Source organism: Priestia sp. YIM B13486, assembly GCF_042787865.1.
In the GTDB taxonomy this organism is placed as follows: Bacteria; Bacillota; Bacilli; order Bacillales; family Bacillaceae_H; genus Priestia; species Priestia megaterium.
On sequence record NZ_JBHZOZ010000005.1, the window covers coordinates 274083 to 299588 of the forward strand.

Genomic DNA, 25506 nt, shown 5'->3' on the forward strand with positions numbered 1-25506 from the left:
TTTTTATTACAGTGCTTGAGCTGCTGTGATTAAAGCAAGCTTGTACACATCTTCTTCGTTACAACCGCGAGATAGATCGTTTACCGGTTTGTTTAGACCTTGTAAGATTGGACCTACTGCTTCGAAGTTTCCTAGGCGCTGTGCAATTTTGTAACCAATGTTACCTGCTTCAAGGCTTGGGAATACAAATACATTTGCATCTCCTTTAATCACTGAACCTGGTGCTTTCTTTTCAGCTACAGAAGGAACAAATGCTGCGTCGAATTGGAATTCGCCGTCTAATGTTACGCTTGGTGCTAATTCTTTTGCAATTTCTACTGCGTTTGCTACCTTTTCTGTTTCCGGAGATTTTGCTGATCCTTTTGTTGAGAAGCTTAGCATAGCAACACGAGGATCGATATCGAACATTTCAGCTGTACGAGCACTTTCGATAGCAATTTCAGCTAAATCTTGGCTGTCAGGTGAGATGTTGATTGCACAGTCAGCAAATACGTATTTTTGATCACCGCGAACCATGATAAATACGCCAGATGTTTTCTTAACACCTTGTCTTGTTTTGATAATTTGTAGAGCCGGACGTACTGTGTCTGCTGTAGAATGAGCAGCTCCGCTTACAAGACCGTCCGCTTTGTTCATATGAACAAGCATTGTGCCAAAATAGTTTTCATCTAATAAAATTTTGCGAGCATCTTCTTCTGTTGCCTTACCTTTACGACGCTCAACAAACGCTGCTACCATTTCATCAAATTCAGAGTAGCTTTGAGGATCTAGAACCTCAACACCGTCTAATTTTACGTTTAGTTCTGCTGCTTTTGATGCTACAGCGTCTTTGTTTCCAACAACGATAGGCTTTAAGATATTGTCGGCAGCTAAACGAGAAACAGCGCCTAATACGCGCTCATCTAATCCCTCTGGGAATACGATTGATACATCGCTAGCTGATACTTTTTGTTTTAAACCTGTAAATAAATCACTCAAAGTAAATCCTCCTCGATATGTAAAAAACTTTTCTCATAATAGGATACTCCACTTTTTTTAAAAATCAAAGGCATGTCCTTCAAGAATCCATGATTACAAAAAAGTCTTTTAATTCTTAATTTTCCACTAACACCTAAAATGAAACCTGTTTTTACTTTGCGACAATTGTTTAAAGTTTAGTCACAAAATCACAGGTTTTTCATTCCAGTTCTTCGGACAAACTATGATATAGTAGAATTGGAATTTATCATAATCGGACAATAGGAGTGAAACGAAATGGCAGAAGCAGCACAAACATTAGACGGTTGGTATGCACTTCATGATTTCCGTTCAATCGATTGGAGCGCTTGGAAGCAGTTATCAAGCGACGATCGCCAAGCGGCTATCCATGAATTTTTAGGGTTGATTGAGAAATGGAAAGGAACTGAAGCTGAGAAGCAAGGCAGTCATGCTTTATATACCATTGTCGGCCAAAAAGCAGACTTTATGCTAATGCTTGTTCGTCCTACTATGGAAGAACTAAATGAAATTGAAACAGAATTTAATAAAACAAAGCTTGCTGAGTTTACCATTCCTACTTATTCATACGTGTCAGTAGTTGAATTAAGCAACTACTTACCTGCTGGGGAGGACCCTTATGAAAATCCTCAAATCCAAGCTAGACTATATCCAACTTTACCAAAAGCTAGTCATGTTTGCTTTTATCCAATGGATAAACGTCGTCAAGGAAATGACAATTGGTACATGCTTCCCATGGAAGAGCGACGCAGCTTAATGCGCAGTCATGGAATGATTGGACGTCAATACGCTGGAAAAGTAAAGCAAATCATTACGGGTTCTGTTGGTTTTGATGATTATGAGTGGGGCGTTACTCTTTTTGCAGATGACGTACTTCAATTTAAAAAATTAGTATACGAAATGCGTTTTGACGAAGTAAGTGCTCGCTACGGAGAATTTGGCAGCTTCTTTGTCGGAAATTTATTAAAAGAAGAAGCTATTGCACGTTTTTTACACGTTTAAACTAAGCCGCAAAAGCGCTCATCGCTTTTGTAACGCCTAGAGCAATAAATATCAATGAGCCTTATCTAAAAAACCTGTTTCCACTTGGAAACAGGTTTTTTATTTTCTAGCCATGGCATATTCGCACTTACAGGACCATATATATACAACAGTGTCACAAGTAAGCGAGGTGGGATAATGGCAGTCGTTGCACACAACGAAGAAGATGTTAAGCTCCTAGCCAGACTCATTCGAGCTGAAGCTGAAAGTGAAGGAAAACAAGGGATGTTACTGGTAGGAAATGTAGGTGTGAACCGCGCTAAAGCTCCCTGTTTAGATTTTAGAAATATAAGAACCATTCGTCAGATGGTGTTTCAAAACCCAGGCGGATTTGAAGCAACTCAAAAAGGCTACTTTTATCAGCGTGCCCGCCAGTCTGAAATTACACTTGCACGACGTGTATTAAGAGGGGAACGTTTTAACCCCGCAGAAAACTCACTGTGGTTTTTCAAGCCCAGCGGCGACTGTCCTGCTCAATGGTATAACCAAAATAATACAGGACGATTTAAATCTCACTGTTTCTTTGCACCAACTCAAGCTGATTGTCCAGGAGTTTACTAATTTCTTTTTGTTTGAAGGAGGTTCCTATGAAAAAACCAAAGTCTAATCAACCGCAACAGCAATATATGCAAAACCCGTATATGAGTCCAAACTACCCTTATTATATGCCTCAGCCGCAGCAGCCCCAGCCAGGCGGCCAGCAGGTTCAAGGGCAAACCCAAGGAGGTCCGCCCCCTACCTCTTCTGGAGGCAGCGGTGCCCCGCAAGACCCAAATCAACTGCCCATTGAAGAATCATATATTGAAAATATTTTACGTTTAAATCGAGGAAAAATAGCGACTGTATATATGACGTTTGAAAATAATACGCAGTGGAACGCGAAAGTCTTTAGAGGGGAAATTGAAGCAGCCGGACGCGATCATATCATTTTAAGTGATCCACAAACTGGCACTCGTTATTTACTGCTTATGGTTTATCTCGATTACATCACTTTTGAGGGTCCAATCAAATATAACTATCCGTTTAGCGGTGGAGGCCAGCAGTTGAGCAATTATTCTCCGCGTTAAAAAAACCCCTTTTCAGGGGTTTTTTTATAGCCATTTTACAGCTGCAACAACAATTAAAATCCAAGCTACAATAAACGCAACTCCACCTAGCGGAGTAATCGCGCCGAGAACTTTAATACCGGACGTACTTAATACATAGAGACTGCCCGAAAACAGCACAATCCCCGCGAACATAATCCAGCCCGAAGCTGTTAACAAAGAAGATTGAGGAAATTTGCTTAATAGAAATGCAATGACAAACAGCCCCATTGCATGGAACATTTGGTACTGCACTCCCGTTTTCCATACCTCTAAATACTTCTCTGAAATTTTCCCTTCTAACCCGTGTGCTCCAAAAGCACCAAGAGCAACCGCTAATATTGCATTGATTGCACCGATTATTAAAAATAGTTTCATGTTTTTCTCCTCACTTTAGAAATCAAACAGACTATCGCCGTTTGCATCATCTGATTTCAATTTCGTTCCTTCAAAATTAGGTTTGGATGACTGAATAATCTGTTGCTGCATAATCTCAGGCGATTGCATCATTTCCGGTGAAGACATTACAACAGGTTTTGAAACCGAGACAGGTTTCGATACTGAAACCTCTCCATTTTGATCTAATGCAAGCTCACATAGTGCTTTTATGGCAACCAATTGATCTCGAACGTTCGCACTATTCGAATGGTGCTTTGCTTTTTGTACTTCTGCACTAATTTTATCAAGGAGCTGCGTCATTTTTATATCCATGTAGACACCTCATCTTACATTCAATATGACTTTATACAGCTATTTTATCAAAAGATGAAATAGGAGGCTATGTCTGAAGCTAATCTTCATGAAATGCTCACTTTTACACATCGTCAATTTGCCAATCAATAGATTGACGTCCTTGTTGGAGCAAAAACTCATTTGCTCGTTGAAAGTGATTATTGCCAAAAAAGCCTCGATTAGCCGAAAATGGGCTAGGGTGCGGGCTTTCCAAAATTAAATGGTGCGAATGATGAATAAGCTCTTTTTTAGCTTGTGCATGCTTGCCCCACAGCAAAAACACGACTGGCTCCTCTTTTTGTGCCACTAATTCAATAATACGATCCGTCAGCTGTTCCCACCCTTTTCCTTTGTGAGAGTTCGCTTCTCCTCTTCTAACTGTTAAAACAGTGTTAAGCAAAAGAACACCTTGTTCTGCCCATTTGACCAAATAACCATTATTTGGAATATGATAATCCATTTCACTTTTCAGCTCTTTGTAAATATTCACTAAAGAAGGCGGTGTTTTTACTCCTGGTTGAACAGAGAAGCTCAGTCCATGCGCTTGATTTGGTCCATGATAAGGATCTTGTCCCAATATGACGACTTTTACATTTTTATAATCTGTATAGTGTAAAGCATTAAAAATATCATATTTATCAGGGTAAATGGTGTGGTGATTATATTCATCCACTAAAAACTCTCGAAGCTGTATGTAATAGTCTTTTTGAAATTCTTCTTCTAATAAAGGAGCCCAGTCATTTTTTAAAATACTCATCGTTTATCACCTCATAATAATCTTTTTTGTTATTTTATCGTAAACTCTGCCCCCTGCTCAAACGTTGCCTGCTTTAAATATGCTAAGAGCCTGGGCATATTTTAATATTGTCATGTTCAATGAAACTTTGTATACACTTATAAAGAGTGTATTTTTATATTAAAGGAGGGATTCCATATGATCATTAGCAATCCCCATCAAATAGATGTAACCTACAGCCTGGGTGTTACACCCGTTGAACCAATGATACCAAGAAAATACACCGTTTTCCCAGGTCAACACACTTCTGTTCCTTCCATTCAAATCGGCATTGAATTTGCCTACGATCATATGCAAAAAGAGCGGAACGAATATTTAGCATCCTTCGTCTTTGATAAAGGTTTTTATTCCCTTACTGTGTATTATTACATCGGTGCGCATACATCAACAGATGAAACCATTACACGCTACCTTCACTTTTTAGAACAGCTCCCTGTCATTCTATCGTCCATCTATCACGCTGATGCTTCTTTTTTCGAAAAACATCCACTTTTAATGCACTGTCCTATTTTTATCATCGCCGATAGTCCTGACTTGCCATTTTCAACAAAAAAATCTATCGGTTCCCTGTATCAATATAAATAAATGAGAAAAGCTACTGTTAAAATAACGGTAGCTTTTTCTCCGTATTCGAAACAAAATACTTTTAAACTTGTTAAAAACATGGAATAATAACTACAAATTGTTTTAATCTATTTGCGTTAACCCTTTAAAATCGTTACAATTTATTAGTAGTTCTATACATAAAGGAAAAGGTAAACAAGCAATCATTCGTTTGTTTATAAAGGCCGAGTTTAACGGGCAATGAATCCCCAGATTTCATTTAAGTGTTGTCTGTTAAAGCGGAAAAAAATTGAACGTAACTACGACAAAGTGAGGTCCTAGAAGTAATGACAAATGTACAACCAAAATCCATTATCGTAATTTTTGGCGCTACAGGTGATTTAGCAAAACGTAAGTTATTCCCCTCTATTTTCCGCTTATATAAAGCGAACAAACTATCGGAAGATTTCGCTGTTGTTGGTGTCGCAAGAAGACCTTGGACTAATGACGAATTACGCGAAAATGTAAAAAAATCAGTGAGCAGTTTCAAAAACAGTGACGCTGACATTGAAAAGTTTGCTTCACATTTTTATTACCAACCGTTTGACGTAACAGATGTCGCTTCTTATCAAGAATTAAAAAGCCTAACAGAAAGCCTTGATGAGCAATACAACGTGCCTGGAAATCGTATTTTCTATCTAGCAATGGCACCTGAATTTTTCGGAACAATTGCTTCGAATTTAAAAAATGAAGGTTTAACACAAACAGACGGTTGGAGTCGCCTAGTCATTGAAAAGCCGTTTGGTCATGATTATCCTTCCGCTAAAGAACTAAACGAACAAATTCGCCATGCATTTAAGGAAGATCAAATTTATCGTATCGACCACTACCTCGGTAAAGAAATGGTGCAAAATATCGAAGTTATCCGTTTTGCAAATGCTCTATTTGAACCGATGTGGAACAACCAATACATTTCAAACATCCAAATTACGTCTAGCGAGACGCTTGGTGTAGAAGATCGTGGCCGTTACTATGAATCTTCAGGTGCCCTTCGAGATATGGTACAAAATCATATGCTTCAAATGGTAGCATTGCTTGCAATGGAACCGCCAATTAAATTAACACCGGAAGAAATTCGTAGTGAAAAAGTAAAAGTACTGCGTGCTCTTCGCTCTTTATCAGTAGATGAAGTAGATGATTATTTTGTACGAGGCCAATACGGCAAAGGTGTACTTGAAGGAGAAGAAGTGATCGGCTACCGCGAAGGAAACTCGGTTGATCCTGAGTCTAACACCGCTACATTTGTTTCTGGTAAGCTTATGATCGATAACTTCAGATGGGCTGGCGTACCAATTTATATCCGTACAGGTAAACGCATGAAAGAAAAAGCAACGACAATTGTTGTACAGTTCAAAGACTTACCAATGAACCTGTACTTCAATAAAGATAAAGAAATTCATCCAAACTTGCTTGTCATTCATATCCAACCGGAAGAAGGCATTACGCTTCACTTAAACGCGCGTAAAACGCCGGGTGCAACATCGTCCACACCAATTAACTTGAACTATTGCAATAACTGTGGAGATAAAATGAATACACCGGAAGCTTATGAGCGCCTTATTTATGATTGCATGCTTGGAGATGCAACGAACTTTACTCACTGGGATGAAGTAGCCCTTTCTTGGAAGTTTGTTGATACCATTTCAGAAGCATGGGAAAGCACAAAAGCACAAAACTTCCCGAACTACGAATCAGGTTCAATGGGACCAAAAGAATCAGACGCATTGCTTGCTGAAGACGGTTTCCACTGGTGGCCAGTCGGAGAAGACAACTTCTCACCTAAAGAGTAAATAAAAAAAGCAGCTGTAGTATACAGCTGCTTTTCTTGTTTTTTATTTTAACCACTCAGTATGGAATACGCCCTCTTTATCAACACGTTGATATGTGTGAGCTCCGAAGTAGTCACGTTGCGCTTGTAAAAGGTTCGCTGGTAACGTTTCTGTACGGTAGCTGTCATAGTAAGCTAATGCACTTGAGAAACTTGGTACAGGAATACCTTGTTTAACCGCAATTGAAATAACTTCACGAAGAGCCGACTGATAGCCTTCTACGATATCCTTGAAGTATGGGTCTAATAATAAGTTTGTTAGATCTGCATCGCGATCGTAAGCTTCTTTAATTTTTTGTAAGAATTGTGCACGGATGATACAACCACCACGGAAGATCATTGCAATATCACCGTACTGTAAATTCCAGTCATATTCTTCAGAAGCTGCTTTCATTTGAGCAAACCCTTGCGCATATGAACAAATTTTACTCATGTACAATGCTTTACGGATTGCTTCTACTAATTCGGTTTTATCACCTTCAAATGCAGCTGCATTTGGACCGCTCAATACTTTGCTTGCTTTTACACGTTCTTCTTTCATAGCTGAAATAAAGCGCGCAAATACAGATTCCGTAATGATTGGTAGTGGTACACCTAAGTCAAGCGCACTTTGGCTTGTCCATTTACCTGTACCCTTTTGACCTGCAGTGTCTAAAATAACGTCTACAAGTGCTTTACCTGTTTCTTCATCTTTTTTCGTAAAGATATCAGCTGTGATTTCAATTAAGTAGCTATCTAGCTCGCCTTTATTCCATTCAGCAAATACTTCATGTAGTTCATCTGTTTCTAAACCTAATACGTTTTTCATAATGAAGTATGCTTCACAAATTAACTGCATATCGCCATACTCGATGCCGTTATGAACCATTTTCACGTAGTGACCTGCACCATTTGGTCCAATGTATGTGCAGCAATCATCGCCTTCAACTTTCGCTGAAATAGCTGTTAAGATTGGTTTTACAAGTTCATATGCTTCTTTTTGTCCGCCAGGCATGATTGAAGGTCCTTTTAATGCGCCTTCTTCTCCGCCGGATACGCCTGTACCGATGAAATGGATACCTAATTCTTCTAGCTCTTTGTTACGACGAATTGTATCCTGGAAGAATGTATTTCCGCCATCGATTAAAATGTCGCCTTTTTCTAAGTATGGTTTTAACGAATCAATTGTTGCATCTGTAGCAGCACCAGCTTTAACCATTAATAAAATTTTACGCGGTTTTTCAAGAGAATTAATAAACTCTTCCACACTGTATGTACCTGCAAAATTTTTACCTTCTGCTTCTGTTTTTAGGAACTCTTCTGTCTTTTCAGGAGAGCGGTTATAAACTGAAACAGAATAGCCTCTGCTCTCAATGTTTAGCGCCAAGTTTTTCCCCATAACCGCTAAACCGATAACACCGATTTGTTGTTTTGCCATGTTAAATTCTTCCCTTCATGTGTAATATGAATTGGTCAACCTAATCGTAACTGAACATATCATAAAGAAAGTTACAGATTCAAGTTTGATATAACCATAATCATACGTTTTATTATACACATTTGAAAAGAATCATGCTCACCGAACATTGATTATTTTGAAGAAAATTTCGATAAAATAAGCGAAATGAACGCAGTTACTAATCATCCGTACATTCTTAACTACCTTTAGACGCATTTTAACATTTTCTTAAACAATTACTTTTGTTAAAATATTAAGCAGTTAATCATTTCAATGAATTGATGATCAACACGGTTGTTACCGTTTTACTATATTTATTGTAGCTAAAAAGCTGTACTAGTACTTATTTTGTTTTATGAAGAGGGATTTTATATATGACGAAACCAATCAAAGATCCGTTCAAGGAAAATTTTGATACGCTTGAAGAATTCGCTGATCGCATTAGCGAAGTATTGAACTGTCCTATTACCATTGAAGATGCTAATCATCGCTTATTAGCTTATAGCACCCATGACGAAAGAACGGACCAGGCGCGTATTGCCACAATTATTGGAAGAAGAGTTCCGGAAAAAGTCATCAACAACTTATGGAAAGAAGGCATTATTCCTAAACTGCTTGAGACAAATGAACCTGTGCGTGTGAAAAATATAAATGAAATTGGGCTTGGAGATCGCATAGCTATTTCCATCTGGAAAAATGAAGAAGTTCTAGGATTCATCTGGGCTGTTGAAATTGAGAAAGCCTTAGGCGACGAAGAAGTAGAGCTATTAAAAAAAGCTGCGAATGTATTAAAAAATAAATTGCTACAGCTTCAAATTCGAAAGTATAAACGAGAGGAACGTTCACAAGAATTTTTCTGGAAATTATTAACTGGTCACATTAAGTCTCGCCAAGAAATTTCAGAAGCGTTTTATGAAGCTCAAATTACAGCTCCATCAACGTTTTCCATTGCTATCTTCCGCTTCCAAGAAGATATTACGCCTGAAGCTGAACGTCAAATCTCGTATATGCTAAAAACGATGCATCGCTTGAAAATCGTTCTTTATACGATTGATTGCAATGACTTAATCTTACTGCTTTCTTTGGATGCGGTTGAAAACCCTCTTGATGAACAGCGAGATTTTGTAGACTATTTTAGAGGCAACATGTATGAACGCTTTGACGTTACTCAAATTAAAGCCAGCTGCAGCAGTATTTATTCATCGCACGATCATATCGAAAAAAGTTATAAAGAAGCCTTGAACGTATTAGATATGAAAAGTAAGTTTCCAGAAGAAACGAAAGAGATTATTAACTATCAGGAATTAGGTATTTATCAATTTCTTGATGTTATTTTAGAAAAGCGCGTGCAAGATCAATTTGAAAACCATTCTTTAAAGAAGCTAACTGATTACGATCTTCGTCATAATAGCAACTTGGTGGAGACTCTCGAAGTATTTTTAAATAATGATAATAACATTAACGAAGCAGCAAAAGAATTAAATGTGCATATGAATACACTTAGCTATCGATTAAAGCGAATTTCAGAGATTGGTGATATTAACTTAAAGGACGTTAATCAAAAAATGACTCTTTATATTGATATTAAGTTAATGAAATATAAAAAATAACAGATAATGTAACTTCTTTTAACATTGAGCTATTCGTTTATTTCCTAATAAACAAATAGCTCTTTTTTTACTTTTTATTTCCTTATGATGTTAGATGACCTTACACAAAAATTAAAAATTCTGATAAGTAAGCGTTTACATTTGTGTGTTTAAACAAAAACCACTTCTTTAATTCTTCTTTCTAGACAAAGAAATTTCATAAAACTTTCTTTATACTAAAGGTACACAAACGACCAAGGGGGAAATTAATCATGATTATTGGCGTACCAAAAGAAATCAAAAACAACGAAAACCGAGTAGCGATTACACCAGCAGGCGTAGCATCATTTGTTGGTACAGGTCATCGTGTATTAATTGAAAATGAAGCGGGTATTGGAAGTAACTTCACAAACGAAGATTATGTAAAAGCTGGAGCTGAAATCGTTGAGACAGCAGCTGACGTTTGGGCACAAGCTGAAATGGTTATGAAAGTAAAAGAACCATTAGCAAGTGAATACGGCTATTTTAGACCAGGTCTTATCTTATTCACATACCTTCACTTAGCAGCTGAACCAGCACTAGCAAAAGCATTAAAAGATAGCGGCGTAACAGCCATTGCTTATGAAACAGTAGCAGTAAATCGTACATTGCCTCTATTAACACCTATGAGTGAAGTAGCAGGACGTATGGCTGCTCAAATCGGTGCACAATTCCTTCAAAAATCAAACGGTGGAAAAGGAATTTTATTAGCGGGTGTTCCTGGAGTTAGCCGCGGAAAAGTAACGATTATCGGAGGCGGCGGTGTTGGTACAAATGCTGCAAAAATCGCAATTGGCCTGGGTGCTGATGTAACAATTATTGATTTAAGTCCTGAACGCCTACGTCAATTAGACGATATCTTTGGCAACCAAATCAATACGCTAGTGTCAAACCCTTACAATATTGCAGATGCAGTAGCAGAGTCAGATTTAGTGATTGGCGCAGTATTAATCCCAGGTGCAAAAGCTCCAAAACTAGTAACGGAAGAAATGGTGAAAACAATGAAGCCAGGTTCTGTTATTGTTGACGTAGCAATCGACCAAGGCGGTATTGTTGAAACAATCGACCACATTACAACACACGATCAGCCGACTTATGAAAAGCACGGGGTTGTACACTATGCAGTTGCAAACATGCCGGGAGCAGTTCCTCGCACATCAACAATTGCTTTAACAAACGTAACCGTACCTTACGCACTTCAAATTGCTTCTAAAGGTGTTCACAAAGCAATCGCTCAAAACGAAGCGTTAAAATTAGGAGTGAACGTTGCAAACGGAGCCATTACGTACGAAGCAGTTGCACATGATTTAGGTTATGATTATGTATCAGTAGACGTAGCTCTTGAAAAAGAATTAGCTTCTATCTAATAAATAGTGAAAAACGTCCTTAACCCGCTGTTAAGGGCGTTTTTATTTTACATGAACAACAATTAGCTATAAAAAACACGACTATTTAAAGCTTTGTGTATCTGTTCACTCGTAATCTCCGGTACTATTGGCCAGAATTCAGGAGTAGGAAACATAAGGTTACTAGGCGTTCTATTATGATTTCCATCTAGTTCATGAAAAGGTTCTGGATCATCCGTCTCGTTAAAACGATTCGTAATAAACATAAAATGACCTAATTCATGTGCGAGAAGATACTCATCTGTACTTGCATTTGTCATAATAATAAGCGGAAAAGAATTATAAGTTACAGCGAGAGTAGATGAATAATCAAAATTAACAGGCCCAAATCTATTTCCATTCATGTAAAATACATACACATCAGCATTTTGACAAACTTTTCGGCCAGTTTTAAGCATTGCTTGTACCATTGTAAGATGACTAGCCCCTCCAATTGGAAAATTTTCTGCATTATTAACAATGCCACTGATGTTTTCCAAAAAAACAACTGAACGTGTAATAGTAAATGTAACACCTTGGATTAATCGGTTTTTCTCATATTGTTTCCATATTTTATTAGCAGCGGCTATGTCTCTTTTTACACGATTGGGAACTATAGACTGATTATCTGTGGAGTTTCGATCAACTTTAGCTCCTGGTAATACAACTATACAAACATTTAAAGTGCCTGTCTTAACAGTTCTGAAGTGATCATTTGTTAAATTTGAATTCATATAATAATCTTTGTGGTTTTTTTTGCGAGGTTGTGATTTATTGAAAGCATACGAATCGTCTTTATAACTGTCATGATTAGAATGTTTTTTTATGTGAATCACCCTTTCTTAAGTTTCTCTTTATTTTATTCATGAAAAGAAAGAGTGCTTGTACCATAAGGTAAAAGAGGCTAAGACAAAAGTATACACTTAGGATTCATACAGTTTTTAGAAATTGAATATCTACATTAAAAGCGATAAAATAAAAGAAAAAGTGAAAAGTGAATGGAAGAAATTTATCTAAAACACATTGGGCAGCTAAAAACCGACCGGTGGAAGTTTTACTCTATTTTCTCTATGAACTTAAAATACGGGAGGATTTTTTATGACAATGAATAAAGCATTAACCATTGCGGGTTCTGACAGCAGCGGCGGAGCTGGCATTCAAGCGGATTTAAAAACATTCCAAGAACTGGGTGTTTACGGAATGACAGCTTTAACAACAATTGTAACAATGGATCCCGATAACAGCTGGTCTCATAACGTATTTCCGCAAGAAGTTTCAACTGTTGAACAGCAGTTGAAAACAATTGTAAAAGGCGTAGGCGTACAAGCTCTAAAAACAGGTATGCTTGGCTCAGTGGAAATTATTGAACTAGCCGCAAAAACAATTGAAGAATATGGTTTAAAAAATGTCGTAGTAGATCCTGTGATGGTATGTAAAGGAGAAGACGAAGCGCTTCACCCGGAAACAACTGTCAGCTTGCGTGATGTACTAGTTCCAAAAGCAACAGTGGTAACCCCTAATTTATTTGAAGCTAGTCAATTAAGTGGACTTGGTCCTATCAAAACGGTCGATAAAATGAAAGAAGCAGCCGTCAAGATTTTTGACCTTGGTGCCGAATATGTATTGATTAAAGGCGGAAGTAAATTGGCGCATGAAAAAGCAATTGATTTGCTTTATGATGGAAAAACGTTTGAGATCTTAGAGTCTGAACGTATTGAAACAACATTCACGCACGGTGCTGGATGCACATACTCAGCTGCGATTGCTGCTGAATTGGCAAAAGGCAGTGACGTCAAACAAGCTATTTATACAGCAAAAGAATTTATTACAGAAGCAATTCGTCATTCATTTGCTTTAAATCAATATGTTGGACCGACAAATCACGGTGCATACCGTCGTAACAAGGAGAAATTAACAAACTAAAAAGCATGCCTTTAGGCATGCTTTTTAGTTTGCTTATTGTTTAACTGTTTCAAGCGCATTTAAAATAGCTTGAGCTACGCCGTGCTCGTCATTTGTTCCTGTTACGATATGGGCAAACTCTTTAATTTCTTGAGGGGCATTCCCCATCGCTACAGCACGTCCAACTCGCTGAAACATCGATACGTCGTTATAATTGTCTCCAATGGCCATCGTTTCTTCTAGAGAAATATGGCGTTCTTGAACAAATGATGTAACTGCAATTCCTTTTTGAGCATTTTCATCATTTATTTCAATATTTTCTTTACCAGATGCACTGACTGCAATCGAATCTAACTTCACAAGTTCTATTTTTGCCTGTTCTAACTTTTCTTCGTCAAAAGAGAAAGCAAGCAGCTTATAAATGTCCTTGTTTGGATCTTGAAATAACGCTTCATACTCTTCAATAAGCTTTACTCTGCCGCTATTGAAACGCTCTTTTGCCGCTTCTAACGATTTTTCATAATTATCTTTTAAGCTAGCGCTTAAATAAATATCCATTAATACCGACAAAGCTTTTTCATAGTCATTTGAATACGTGCCTTCACTTGTATAGACTTCAAAGTACAGCTGAAACTTCTTAAAAATATCCTCTACTTCGCGAATAGATTCCATCGTCATGCCTACTGAATATTGTTTTTCTCCTTGTGGATTCCGAAGCTCTGCTCCGTTTGCACAAATTAAATATGTATGAAGTCCTGCTTCTTCTAAAACATAACGGGCCTCTTCATAAGAACGTCCCGTAGCAACAACAACTTCCACCCCTGCCTTTTGAGCTGTCTTAATCGCTTGGGCATTTTCTTTACTTACAACTTGTTCACTATTTACTAAAGTTCCATCCATATCGATCGCAATACATTTAATCATGATGTACCCCTTCCTATGCATCTTTGCTCTCTTATTTTATTCTAGCATATGTTTTTTTGCGCTTTGCTACTTGCATGTAAAAGATTTACTAATTTTTTGTATACACGCTGTTATAATCTGTTCCTTTTCTTGCTTTTTCGAAAACCTCTTTGATCGTCTTTAAACACAAATCAGCTGTTGAATATACGTGAAAATTCATATTCTCTTCCTTCAGATGCTTACCAACGCCGATAGAAACCATATCTGTTTGATTAATAGCTTTTACACCCGCCTCTCCATCTTCTATGGCCACACATGCATAGGGTGTTACTTTTAATTGATCGGCAGCTGTCAAAAATATTTCTGGGTCTGGTTTTCCCTTCTTTATTTTTCTCACATCCACAATGCAATCAAAAAAAGGACGTATTCCTAACGCATCCACTACAGTATTTGCATTTGAACTAGAAGAAGCAATCGCCATTTTAATACCTTGTTTTTTACAATCCTCTAACAACAATTGTATTCCTGGAAGTAGATGATCCTTTGTCATTTCCTTTATTAATGCTTGATAATGCTTATTCTTTTCATCAGCAAGCTGTTCTTTTTTTTCCACTGTGAGACGTACGTTGCCTTGTGCAGCAATGAGCTCTACAGTTTTCACTCGGCTGATCCCCTGCAGCTGCTGATTCAGTTCTTCAGAAAATGAAACGTTAAGTTGATCTGCTACTTTTTTATTTGCTCTATAATATAAATGTACCGTATCTGCAATAACACCGTCTAAATCAAAAATAATCGCTTGTAGCCCTTTTTTTTTCATATTATCCTCCTCTGCACTTGTCTTTATGCCATTACTTGAATGCTTTGATTACATTCTATCGTGTTAAAATACCGTTAATACTGTTCACTTTATCATAAAATTTTTTTCATCATTTATGATTCATGAATAAATTTTTCAAAAAAAGAGAAATTACAGTCTTGCATTATGAAAGCCCTTTTATTACAATAAGGTTATGCAAACGGTTGCACTATCTTTGAAATATAGTTTATCAAAAAATAAAATGAAAACCCATACATAGGGGAAGGGGAAAAACTATGAAGAAGTTCTTTTCATTTGATTTTTGGCAGAAATTTGGTAAGGCTTTATTAGTAGTAGTAGCGGTTATGCCCGCAGCTGGTATTATGATTTCACTTGGAAAACTAGTTGCAATGACTGGGGGAGACATCACTGCTGTACAAACAATTGCACGCGTGATGGAAGACATAGGCTGGGGTATCATTACAAATCTTCATATTTTGTTCGCTGTTGCCATCGGGGGCTCTTGGGCAAAAGAACGTGCTGGAGGTGCATTTGCTGCACTCATCGCATTCATTCTTATTAATCGAATTACAGGAGCCATTTTCGGAGTTAAAGCAGAAATGCTCTCAGATTCAAAAGCAACGGTTCAATCACTGTTTGGACAAGAATTAGTTGTAAAAGACTACTTCACATCTATTTTAGGATCTCCTGCTCTTAACATGGGAGTGTTCGTAGGAATTATCGCTGGGTTTTTAGGTGCGAATTTATTCAATAAATATTACAACTATGATAAATTGCCTGAAGCCCTTTCGTTTTTTAACGGCAAGCGCTTCGTACCATTTGTGGTCATCGGTGGTTCAGTTGTAACGGCACTGCTTTTATCCATTGTATGGCCGTTCATCCAAGGTTCATTAAACAGCTTCGGACAGTGGATTGCAACATCTAGAGACACAGCTCCTATTCTAGCACCATTTATTTTCGGAGCATTGGAGCGCCTGCTTCTTCCATTTGGTCTTCATCATATGCTGACAGTTCCTATGAACTACACGGAGCTAGGCGGAACGTACAAAATTTTAACAGGTTCTGGAGCAGGTTCCACTGTTGCCGGTCAAGATCCTTTGTGGCTTGCTTGGATTGCAGATTTAAATAATTTCCGCGCTGCAGGAGATATGGACAGCTACAAACAGCTCTTACATGACGTTACACCTGCACGATTTAAAGTAGGACAGATGATTTTATCTTGTGCGTCATTAATTGGAATCGCTTTAGCAATGTATCGTAACGTAGATCCTGACAAACGTTCAAAATATCGTTCAATGTTCTTTTCAGCTGGACTAGCTGTTTTCTTAACAGGCGTAACAGAACCAATCGAATTTATGTTCATGTTCGCAGCACCTCTTTTATATGTCGTATATGCAATTATGACTGGACTGGCTTTTGCCATTGTTGATATTGTTCATGTTCGCGTACACTCCTTTGGCGTAATTGAACTATTAACACGTACACCAATGATTATCAAAGCCGGACTATGGGCTGACTTAATGAACTTTGTCATCGCCTGCCTTGTATTCTTTGGCTTAAATTTTGGAGTGGCAAACTTCTTAATCAAACGTTTTAACTTCCCAACGCCGGGACGTAACGGAAACTATATCGATGAAGAAACAACTGCAACAAGCAGCAAGCAGGTGAAAAATGATTCGCTTGCCCCAGTCATTATTGGACTGCTTGGCGGAGAAAACAATATTGAAGACGTTGATGCTTGTATGACTCGCTTACGTGTAACGGTAAAAGATATACATGCCGTTGCAGGAGAAAGTGAGTGGAAACAAAACGGAGCCCTTGGTTTAATCTTGAAAGATAAAGGGGTACAAGCTATTTATGGACCTAAAGCGGATGTTTTGAAATCCGACATTCAAGATTTGTTAGGAGCTTAACATAATGAAGCTATTAACGTTAAATTGCCACTCTTGGCAAGAGGAAAATCAGCTAGACAAGTTATCTTGTCTAGCTGAAGTAATTAAAAAAGAAAAATATGATGTCATTGCTTTACAGGAAGTAAGCCAAAAAGTAGACGCACCTTATGTATATGACTACATTCGCAGCGATAATTACGCTTGGCTTTTAGCAAAAGAACTGGGTAAGCAAGGTGAAGACTATCAATTGGTATGGGATTTATCTCATATAGGCTATGAAGTGTATGAAGAAGGAATTGCCATTTTAACGAAACACCCTATTATTGAAGAGCATTCATTTTTTGTTTCACAAACGTCAAATATTGACTATTGGAAAACGAGAAGAATTGTTGGAGCCACAATCGAATATGAAAAAGAACTCCTTACGTTTTATTCTTGTCATCTTGGCTGGTGGGATGACGAGGAAGAGCCGTTCAAGCAGCAAGTTGATACGCTGCTAGCTCATGTACACAAAGATAACCCATTTTTCCTACTCGGAGACTTTAATAATGACGCTCATAGACGAAATGAAGGTTACGACTACCTGTTGAGCCAAGGCCTCTATGATACGTATACTCTATCGAACAAAAAAGACAGCGGTATTACAGTTAAAGGTAACATTGCTGGATGGGATGATAATGAACGGGCACTGCGCCTTGATCTAATTCTATCGAGTCATGCGCAGGATATTCAGTCATCAACTGTGGTTTTTAACGGCATACATTATCCCGTTGTTTCCGACCATTTTGGGGTAAGCGTTGAAGTGAAATAAGTGACATAAAGCGAACGAATAGCGTTCGCTTTTTTTCGTGTGATTATGATGATGTGAAAATCATCTTCTTTACTGCTTTATCTATCGTTTTGGAAGTGTCCGATAAACTTTCGCATTTTAAAAAGTAGGTGTGCTATAATATTGTGATGTTGGCGATATGCAACCCATTTTTGCATGTTTATCAATGAAATCGCTCAACTTAATAGTAAGATGATACATGTAAGCTCTATTTAAATGAACACCCGTTGTCATTATCATAAACTAATAAAGAAAAATAGGTGTGAAACAATCATGAAAATTTTGTTGATTTCAAATATGTATCCTTCGGAACAATTCCCTAGCTATGGTGTATTTGTTCAAAACACTGAAAAAATTTTAGTTCAACATGGTATTCAAGTTGATAAAATTGTCATGCAAAAAAAGACAAGTAAATTAAGCAAGCTTTTTAGCTATGCTTCTCATTATGCTAATGTCGTCTTGACGGGCTTGACAAAAAACTACGACTACCTTTACGTACATTATGCATCTCATAATGCTCTTCCGCTGCTGATTCTTAAAAAGCTAAAGAAGAATGTGAAGATTGTGACAAACGTGCATGGTTCAGACGTTGTACCTGAAGTACCTTCACAGGAAAAGTATCAGCCTAGAGTAAATGACTTATTGCACCATTCTACTAAGATTATTACTCCTTCTCCTTATTATAAAGGGCTCGTTGAAGAGAAATATAAGGTTCCTAACCCAATCTATATTTTTCCAAGCGGAGGAGTGAATAAAGATCTGTTTCACCCTTATGCAGATAAAAGCAAAGCTTATCAAGAACTAAACTTGGACCCTACTATCCGTTATCTTGGATGTGTAAGCCGCATCGATGTGGGTAAAGGATGGGAATACTATCTGCAAGCAATTGCAAAAGCTGAACAAAAAATGCCCACTTCTTACAAATACCTATACGTTGGAAGCGGAAAAGATGAAGCTGCATTTAAAGAAATGATCAAGACTCTGGGCCTAGAGGAAAAAGTCATCCATTTCCCTCTCCTTCCTCAGTCCTCTCTTGCTTACGTATATAATGCAATTGAAGCATTCGTGTTTCCGACCGTAAGAAAAGGAGAAAGTTTGGGCTTAGTCGGCCTCGAAGCTATGGCTTGCGGAGCACCCGTAATTGGGAGTCAGATTGGTGGTCTAAAAGATTACATTATAAACGGAAAGAATGGTCTATTCTTTGAACCTAAAAATGTAGACGAACTAGCTTCACAGCTACAGGCTTTTATTAATCTTCCTGAAGATGTGAAACAGCAAATGTCTCAACAGGCGTTACAAACAGCAAACCGCTACACAGTAGATGTAATTGCTGAACAACTCCCAACAATTTTTTTTGATGAGGTGGAAAAATGAAAGTCGCAGTTTTAATTCCTTGTTATAACGAGGAAGTAACAATTGGAAAAGTAATTGACGATTTCAAACGCGAACTGCCTAGTGCAGATATTTATGTGTACGATAACAATTCAAAAGATCGCACAAGTGAAATTGCACTTGAACACGGGGCAATCGTCAAAAAAGAATTCAAGCAAGGAAAAGGAAACGTTGTACGTTCGATGTTTCAAGAAATTGATGCAGATTGTTATGTCATGGTAGATGGGGATGATACGTATCCTGCAGAATTTGTTCATCAATTAATTGAGCCTATTAGAAATCGAGAAGCTAACATGGTCATTGGAGATCGTTTATCAAACGGAACGTATCTCGAAGAAAACAAACGTGCTTTCCATAATTTCGGAAACAATTTAGTACGTTCTTTAATTAACGGCCTGTACAAAAGCAACATTAAAGATATCATGACAGGTTATCGTGCGTACGATAAATTATTTGTAAAATCAATACCTGTGATGAGCCCGGGATTTGAAATTGAAACAGAAATGAGTCTTCACGCGTTAGATAAACGCTTCCGCCTAAAAGAAATCGCGATCGATTATCGCGATCGACCTGAAGGCAGCGAATCGAAACTTAATACGTTCTCTGATGGATTTAAAGTGTTACGAATGATTTTTACGTTATTTAAAGAGTACAAGCCGCTTCAGTTCTTCTCCATTTGGACAGTGTTATTTATTGTCGCAGGATTAGCTGTTGGTGCTCCAGTACTTTATGAATTTTTTGATACAGGCTTTATTACCAAAGTACCTTCATCTATCTTAGCAACTGGATTGATGGTGTTAGGTGTTTTATCTTTCGTCTGTGGATTAATTCTAGATACAATCGCTTCATTAAATCGCAAGCAATATGAATTAGAACTAAATAAAAAAATTGAACAGATTGAACAAGTAGGAGAATAACAATGATGAAGAATAAAAAAAGTATTTTGCTGCTTACAGTAACAGCTTTAATTATTCTTATCGGTTTAAGTATTGGTAATCCAGACGGTGTTCACTATCTTTCCCTTTTTGCTGCACTTGTATTTACCATCATAAGCTCTATTTTTATTTATAAAAATAGAGCTTATGCTTCATTTAAACCGCTAGAATGGCTATTGCTGATTGTTTTTTCGTTTATCGTACAGTTTTCTCTTTTAGATAACTTACATATGACGAGCTCAACTATTTTCTTACTCGTTTTGTATGCCGTCAGCCGTACTTTATTGGCAATGCTGCTAACGGCCGCTGTACTCAGCGCTATCAAACAGATAAACGATTTTCACTATACATTTGCACACCCAAAGCGTTACCTAGGAATTGTTACGATTCTTATTTTAGCTGTTAGTCTATATTACTGGTTCGCCTTTTTCCCAGCGGCCATGACTCCCGATTCATTAGCACAGTGGAGACAGGCACATAACGGAGAATTTAACGATTGGCACCCTATTATGATTACGTGGCTGATTATGCTGCTGACAAAAATATGGGATAACCCAGGAATTGTAGCATTCACGCAAATTGTTGTTGTAGTAAGCATATACGCCTATACGTTCGATTTTTTCATTAAACGCAAAGCACATCCTGTTATGATTGGACTTTTAACAGCTATTATTGTCATTATTCCAAGCTTTTTAATCTTTTCAATTATTATTTGGAAAGATATTTTATACAGTGCTTTTCTGCTGTTTTTTACGGTGAATATTGCAAAAATCTATTTGTCAAAAGGTGCTTGGATTAAAAGTAAAGCAGGCTTTTTCTTACTTTTACTTTCTGCATTTGGAGTAGCTTTCTTTAGACATAATGGTTTTCCTGTATTTGTTTTGACTTTCCTTTTAATGATCGTCTTATTCAGAAAAAATTGGAAACCTCTTGTCACGATTTTCTTAGTTGTCTTTATTTTACAAAAGATTGTTACAGGCCCTGTGTTCACGTGGCTTGATGTACAGCCTTCGGATCCAAATGAAGCTTTGTCTATCCCAACTCAACAAATTGCAAACATCATTTCAAATGATGGGGAGATGTCAAAAGAAGAGCGCGAATATTTTAATAAAGTGCTTCCTATTGAATTGTGGAAAGAAAAGTACAATCCATATAAAAGCGATCCTATTAAATTCACTTGGAAATACTACGACCGCGAGTTTATTTTTAATGATCTAGGTCTTTACTTTAAGAATTATGCTAGCATTGTCATCAAAAATCCTTATCTAGCAACGGAAGGCTTTCTCAAACAAACGGCTTTAGTATGGCAAATCAATCCTTTTAAAGATGGCTACACAGATACGTATGTAACCAACATTTATTACGGCAATGATTTAGGTCTTAAAAATAAAGTAATCGAGCCGTTTATTACGCATACTGCCAATGCTTACTTAGCTATTTTTAAGCACCCTGTTTTTACATTCTTATGGAAACCAGCTTTTTATCACTGTGTCATTTTATTATTTTCATTAATGCTAGTGATTCGAAGAGGAATTACGTCACTTATTATCGTCATTCCTTGGGCTCTTAACACGCTTTCTGTTCTCGCGGCATTGCCGGCTCAAGATTTTCGATATTTATTAGCAAGCGTATTTGTGTCTTTCTTCTTTATTGGTCTTCCTTTTATCCGATTTGATCAGAAAGAAAGGGATGTGACCTCCTGATGGAGAGCAATTACAACAAAAAGCTAGGAATCACACTCATTATCGTGGCTTCCCTGTTTACAGCTGTTGGACAACTTTTTTGGAAGTTGTCCGAAGCTTCATTTAACTTAAATTTAATTATTGGTTTTTTCCTTTATGGATTAGGAGCGGTTTTTATGATTGCCGCTTTTAAATTTGAAAGAGTTTCCTTGCTTCATCCATTTTTAAGCCTAGGATACGTAATCAGCATTGCTCTTGGTTTCTTTCTATTAAATGAAACCATTAGCCCTATGAAGCTGGTCGGTACTCTTATTATTATCGTAGGTGTAATTTTAGTAGGTGGCCAAGATGAATAGTATCCCGCTTTTACTTATTATGACTCTTTTAGGTTCAGTTGGAGCTGTCTTTTTCAAGTATATTTCTACGTATTTAAATGAAAAAAAGATAAAGCTAGCGCTTATTTGCTTTGTGGGTGGCGGCCTTTTTTACGGGGCGGCAGCTCTGCTTAATGTGTATGTTTTAACGCTGTTACCTTATTCTATTGTATTTCCGCTCACGTCTATTACGTATATTTGGACATTAACATTCGGTTACTTTTTAATTAAAGAAAAAGTTACAACAAAACAAGTTATCGGCTGTATTCTTCTAATTGTCGGATGCTTCTTTATTGCTAATAGTTGATGAGATAACTTGAAAAGGTAGGAGTTTCGCATGAAAAACTTAAAATTCGCGAGCATTTTACTGCTCATATCAACATTATTTTTGAAATTTTCTAGTATGATTCGTGATTTAGTTATTGCTAACTATTTCGGTACAAGTTATATTGTCGATTCATACAACGCAGCAATGATCATTCCAAACGCTTTTATTTTATTTATGCTAACGGGGATGAAGGATGCATTTATTCCTAGTTATTTACGTTATGAAAAAGAATATAAAGGAAAGGTTCATTTGACTAATATTGTTAAATCAACCTTTCTTATTTGTTTCATTATTTCGGTTCTCGGATCAATTGCCGCTTTCTTTTACTTTCCCGCTTCGTATTCTAATTTTTCCAAAGCAGCAATTGAACTAGGAATTTATACGGGCGTTATGTACTTTTTATCTCTTTCACTAGTTGGAGTGAATGCCGTATACGAAGGTGTATTTGATGCACGAAGTCAATATTCTTTCTCCGTGTTTTCTCAAACGGTTGTTGTACTATTTACGATTTTAAGTACAATCCTATTACATTCAATTATGGGCGGCTATGCAATTGCTCTTGGCTATTTTATAGGAACAATTGCTTCTTTCTTAATTAAAGTTGTCTATTTTAAACCGCAGCATCTGCTGTTATGGAAGCAAAAAATTGACCGTGATGAAGTGGTGGCTTTTTATAAAGTATTCATCCCTGTCGGTGTGACCATTATGGTCGGTCAAATTAATTTAACTGTAAACTTCTTCTTTGCTGGCTCCTTTGGTGAAGGTGTTATTTCATACTTAAATTACGCCTTCAGACTTGTAAGTATTCCCCAGGCAATATTCGGGGTTACGGTCGCAACCATTATTTATCCGCTGATTGCCAGAGCCATTTCTGAAAAAGATGAAGAACGCTTTAAATCTGGAATTGAAAAAGGGATTACGTTTATGCTGATGCTCCTGATTCCGACGATTGTTATTATGATCTTTTATATGAAAGACATTGTAATGATTGCTTATCAGCGCGGTGCATTTGACGCAAATTCGACGTTAAAAACAACGGATGTATCTTATTATTACCTAGGTTCGGTGTTTTTCTATTCGCTGCAAGCTGTTCTTGCAAAAGGATTTTATTCTCTTCAAAAAGGTTATCTTATTATGAGAGCAGGCTTATTATCCATTGTGTTAAACATCATCTTTAACATGATTTTCACTAAATTTATGGGATACCAAGGATTAGCACTTTCCATGTCAGTGGTTGCCTTTTTCTATACGGCCATCGTATTCGTTATGCTGGCAAAACAAATCAATCACTTCCATTACGGATATCTAGTGAAAGAAACAGGAAAAATTCTTTTAGCTTCTGTACCTGTTGCTATCCTCATGTTCTTCTTGAAGGACATCGCATTTTTGAATTCATTACATGTTATCTTACGATTTGGTATTGTCTGTCTTGCAGGTGGTTTAGTATACTTAATGTCGACGCTATTATGCAGAGTAGAAGGTGTTATGCTTTTAGTTAAAAGAAAACGTTAATTCACGTAAAACAGGAGAGTACTATATGAAGAACACATACTGGTTATTTTTTCTGTTCGTTGGTTTTATTTCAATTCAGCCAATTATTGATATGCTAACGACGTACATGGTTTTGAACATGGATAGTGGTCTCTCAATTGGGGTTGTTATTCGCTTTCTATATATGATTTTTGCAGGTGTCCTACTTTTAGTGTTTGCTAAACAATCAAAATGGGCTAGATATTCGATTATCTACCTTATTGTTTTTGCACTCTTTCTTGGACTCAATATCTACTTAAATCATCAATGGAAAGATCCTTATTATATTGGGCAAGAAATTAAATTTTTCAATAAGGTTGTTTATATGAACGTTACATTACTTGGAATGATTGTGATGTTTTCACATTATCGATCGTCTTTGGATGTAAAAAGAATACTGAGCAAAAACTTATTGACTGCTTCACTCATCATCAGTATTGTTTTTATCGGTACAATGCTAACAGGTACAGCACTAGAGAGTTATCAGTATAATAAAATCGGATTCAAAGGCTGGTTTTATGCAGCGAATGAGCTAGGGGCAACCATTGCTATTTTGCTTCCTCTCACACTGCTTTTAGCTTTAGATAAAGTACGTTCGTTTTCAAAAGCTTATTACTGGATTCCTTTTATCTTGTTAGCTGTTTCGTCCATCATGCTTGGAACGAAAGTAGGCTTAGGTGCCGTTATTCTTTCTTTAGTTGTAGCAACAGTTGTCTTATTTGCAAAATTATTTACGAATAAACGCAGCTTAATTAAAGCCAACTTAATAATCTCGATTCTGCTTTTAATTGTAACCGGAGCAACCACTCCGATTTCTCCAGCTTATAAAAACACATATACGCACATCGATATGTTAGAGGCTAAAAAAGAGAAAACAAAGCAAGAAAAGCCGGAAAAGAAAGAAAAAGAAAAGCCGGCTAAAAAGAAAAAGCAAAAGGAATCAAATTTAGATGACAAAGATATTCAAAATCTGATTCTAAGCAGCCGTGAGCAATTTTTAGCTCATCATAAGGAAGAGTATGCAAAAGCACCTATTGCAAGAAAAATGATAGGTATGGGCTTTTCTGGTGACTATACAAAACAGCTTCCGCCAAAGATGATTGAAATGGATTTTTATGACCTGTTTTTCTCTTTAGGTATCATCGGATTTTTACTATGGGTTCTTCCACTTCTAGTAGTTGGTTTAACCGTACTGGTTCGATTATTTAAAAACCCGTCACAGCTTCTTGATGAAAGCTTTATGATGTATAGTACAGCAATTGTATTAGCTCTTGGAATTGCTTTTGTAGCTGGGCATGTCTTCACCGCACCAGCCGTTACTATCTATTTTGCAGCAGCTGCTGCTTATCTGTTCGTCATTCATTTTAAACAAAGACAAGCATAAAAAAAC

Annotated in this window: 25 protein-coding genes; 17 read left to right on the top strand and 8 right to left on the bottom strand. The window is 37.1% G+C overall.

Annotated elements, in window-relative coordinates; all coding sequences use genetic code 11:
- Positions 1-6: 6 nt before the first annotated feature.
- Positions 7-978, bottom strand: a complete 972-nt coding sequence (gene pta, locus ACFX4G_RS16095) for a phosphate acetyltransferase (RefSeq protein WP_013059853.1) — start codon at positions 976-978, stop codon at positions 7-9.
- A 276-nt stretch (positions 979-1254) separates the two neighbouring features.
- On the opposite strand from pta, the gene hemQ reads away from it, so the two are divergent.
- The 3 genes from hemQ to gerQ all read left to right on the top strand — a co-directional run bounded on the left by hemQ (position 1255) and on the right by gerQ (position 3104).
- On the top strand, positions 1255-1998 hold the full coding sequence (gene hemQ / locus ACFX4G_RS16100; protein WP_043977523.1) for a hydrogen peroxide-dependent heme synthase: 744 nt from the start codon (positions 1255-1257) through the stop codon (positions 1996-1998).
- Between the two features lie 177 nt (positions 1999-2175).
- The gene (locus ACFX4G_RS16105) at positions 2176-2598 is read left to right on the top strand and encodes a cell wall hydrolase (RefSeq protein WP_016765947.1); all 423 of its coding nucleotides are present in this window, start codon (positions 2176-2178) and stop codon (positions 2596-2598) included.
- 26 nt (positions 2599-2624) lie between these two features.
- Entirely contained in the window at positions 2625-3104 is a 480-nt protein-coding gene (gene gerQ, locus ACFX4G_RS16110; RefSeq protein WP_043977525.1) for a spore coat protein GerQ, read from the top strand.
- A gap of 24 nt (positions 3105-3128) precedes the next feature.
- On the opposite strand, the gene ACFX4G_RS16115 is transcribed toward gerQ, so the two are convergent.
- The 3 genes from ACFX4G_RS16115 to ACFX4G_RS16125 form a co-directional block, all read right to left on the bottom strand.
- The gene (locus tag ACFX4G_RS16115; protein ID WP_377575665.1) at positions 3129-3500 is read right to left on the bottom strand and encodes a DUF423 domain-containing protein; all 372 of its coding nucleotides are present in this window, start codon (positions 3498-3500) and stop codon (positions 3129-3131) included.
- Positions 3501-3515: 15 nt separating this feature from the next.
- On the bottom strand, positions 3516-3833 hold the full coding sequence (locus ACFX4G_RS16120) for a YwdI family protein (RefSeq protein ID WP_043977526.1): 318 nt from the start codon (positions 3831-3833) through the stop codon (positions 3516-3518).
- A gap of 103 nt (positions 3834-3936) precedes the next feature.
- Positions 3937-4611 carry a uracil-DNA glycosylase gene (locus ACFX4G_RS16125; RefSeq protein ID WP_097824932.1) on the bottom strand — a complete coding sequence of 225 codons (675 nt, stop codon included), beginning with the start codon at positions 4609-4611 and terminating at the stop codon, positions 3937-3939.
- Between the two features lie 177 nt (positions 4612-4788).
- On the opposite strand from ACFX4G_RS16125, the gene ACFX4G_RS16130 reads away from it, so the two are divergent.
- A complete protein-coding gene (locus ACFX4G_RS16130) occupies positions 4789-5235 on the top strand; it encodes a staygreen family protein (RefSeq protein WP_025752460.1) in 447 nt (148 codons plus the stop codon).
- Positions 5236-5540: 305 nt separating this feature from the next.
- Entirely contained in the window at positions 5541-7043 is a 1503-nt protein-coding gene (gene zwf / locus ACFX4G_RS16135) for a glucose-6-phosphate dehydrogenase (protein ID WP_013059860.1), read from the top strand.
- A 42-nt stretch (positions 7044-7085) separates the two neighbouring features.
- Here zwf and gndA read toward each other — a convergent pair whose 3' ends face one another.
- Entirely contained in the window at positions 7086-8498 is a 1413-nt protein-coding gene (gndA, locus tag ACFX4G_RS16140) for an NADP-dependent phosphogluconate dehydrogenase (protein ID WP_013059861.1), read from the bottom strand.
- A 395-nt stretch (positions 8499-8893) separates the two neighbouring features.
- On the opposite strand from gndA, the gene ACFX4G_RS16145 reads away from it, so the two are divergent.
- Entirely contained in the window at positions 8894-10129 is a 1236-nt protein-coding gene (locus tag ACFX4G_RS16145) for a PucR family transcriptional regulator (RefSeq protein WP_028409727.1), read from the top strand.
- A 251-nt stretch (positions 10130-10380) separates the two neighbouring features.
- The gene (gene ald, locus ACFX4G_RS16150; RefSeq protein ID WP_013059863.1) at positions 10381-11514 is read left to right on the top strand and encodes an alanine dehydrogenase; all 1134 of its coding nucleotides are present in this window, start codon (positions 10381-10383) and stop codon (positions 11512-11514) included.
- A gap of 62 nt (positions 11515-11576) precedes the next feature.
- On the opposite strand, the gene ACFX4G_RS16155 is transcribed toward ald, so the two are convergent.
- Complete coding sequence (locus tag ACFX4G_RS16155; RefSeq protein WP_377575669.1) at positions 11577-12368, bottom strand: hypothetical protein; 792 nt, start codon at positions 12366-12368, stop codon at positions 11577-11579.
- A 262-nt stretch (positions 12369-12630) separates the two neighbouring features.
- Between ACFX4G_RS16155 and pdxK the strand changes: the two genes are divergently transcribed.
- Positions 12631-13455 (top strand): pyridoxine/pyridoxal/pyridoxamine kinase, encoded by an 825-nt coding sequence (gene pdxK / locus ACFX4G_RS16160; RefSeq protein ID WP_377575672.1) that lies wholly within the window; start codon positions 12631-12633, stop codon positions 13453-13455.
- 33 nt (positions 13456-13488) lie between these two features.
- On the opposite strand, the gene ACFX4G_RS16165 is transcribed toward pdxK, so the two are convergent.
- Both ACFX4G_RS16165 and pgmB read right to left on the bottom strand, forming a co-directional pair.
- Positions 13489-14358: a Cof-type HAD-IIB family hydrolase gene (locus tag ACFX4G_RS16165; RefSeq protein WP_014457719.1), complete on the bottom strand. Its 870-nt coding sequence runs from the start codon at positions 14356-14358 to the stop codon at positions 13489-13491.
- 88 nt (positions 14359-14446) lie between these two features.
- Complete coding sequence (gene pgmB / locus ACFX4G_RS16170; protein WP_377575676.1) at positions 14447-15154, bottom strand: beta-phosphoglucomutase; 708 nt, start codon at positions 15152-15154, stop codon at positions 14447-14449.
- Positions 15155-15429: 275 nt separating this feature from the next.
- Between pgmB and ACFX4G_RS16175 the strand changes: the two genes are divergently transcribed.
- From ACFX4G_RS16175 to ACFX4G_RS16215, 9 genes are all read left to right on the top strand, one after another.
- Positions 15430-17067, top strand: a complete 1638-nt coding sequence (locus tag ACFX4G_RS16175; RefSeq protein WP_025752447.1) for a PTS transporter subunit IIBC — start codon at positions 15430-15432, stop codon at positions 17065-17067.
- A 4-nt stretch (positions 17068-17071) separates the two neighbouring features.
- Positions 17072-17857, top strand: a complete 786-nt coding sequence (locus tag ACFX4G_RS16180; protein WP_013059869.1) for an endonuclease/exonuclease/phosphatase family protein — start codon at positions 17072-17074, stop codon at positions 17855-17857.
- 291 nt (positions 17858-18148) lie between these two features.
- Positions 18149-19249, top strand: coding sequence for a glycosyltransferase family 4 protein (locus ACFX4G_RS16185; protein ID WP_377575679.1), 1101 nt, complete (start codon positions 18149-18151; stop codon positions 19247-19249).
- Positions 19246-20184 carry a glycosyltransferase family 2 protein gene (locus ACFX4G_RS16190; protein WP_013059871.1) on the top strand — a complete coding sequence of 313 codons (939 nt, stop codon included), beginning with the start codon at positions 19246-19248 and terminating at the stop codon, positions 20182-20184. The genes ACFX4G_RS16185 and ACFX4G_RS16190 overlap by 4 nt, the downstream gene beginning before the upstream one ends.
- A gap of 5 nt (positions 20185-20189) precedes the next feature.
- Positions 20190-21905, top strand: a complete 1716-nt coding sequence (locus ACFX4G_RS16195) for a DUF6020 family protein (protein ID WP_377575682.1) — start codon at positions 20190-20192, stop codon at positions 21903-21905.
- Positions 21905-22240 carry an EamA family transporter gene (locus ACFX4G_RS16200; RefSeq protein ID WP_013059873.1) on the top strand — a complete coding sequence of 112 codons (336 nt, stop codon included), beginning with the start codon at positions 21905-21907 and terminating at the stop codon, positions 22238-22240. Before ACFX4G_RS16195 ends, ACFX4G_RS16200 begins: the two co-directional genes overlap by 1 nt.
- Positions 22233-22565 carry an EamA family transporter gene (locus tag ACFX4G_RS16205; protein ID WP_016765961.1) on the top strand — a complete coding sequence of 111 codons (333 nt, stop codon included), beginning with the start codon at positions 22233-22235 and terminating at the stop codon, positions 22563-22565. Before ACFX4G_RS16200 ends, ACFX4G_RS16205 begins: the two co-directional genes overlap by 8 nt.
- 30 nt (positions 22566-22595) lie before the next feature.
- Positions 22596-24098, top strand: a complete 1503-nt coding sequence (gene murJ, locus ACFX4G_RS16210; RefSeq protein WP_377575685.1) for a murein biosynthesis integral membrane protein MurJ — start codon at positions 22596-22598, stop codon at positions 24096-24098.
- A gap of 25 nt (positions 24099-24123) precedes the next feature.
- A complete protein-coding gene (locus ACFX4G_RS16215; protein ID WP_377575688.1) occupies positions 24124-25500 on the top strand; it encodes an O-antigen ligase family protein in 1377 nt (458 codons plus the stop codon).
- Positions 25501-25506: the final 6 nt, after the last annotated feature.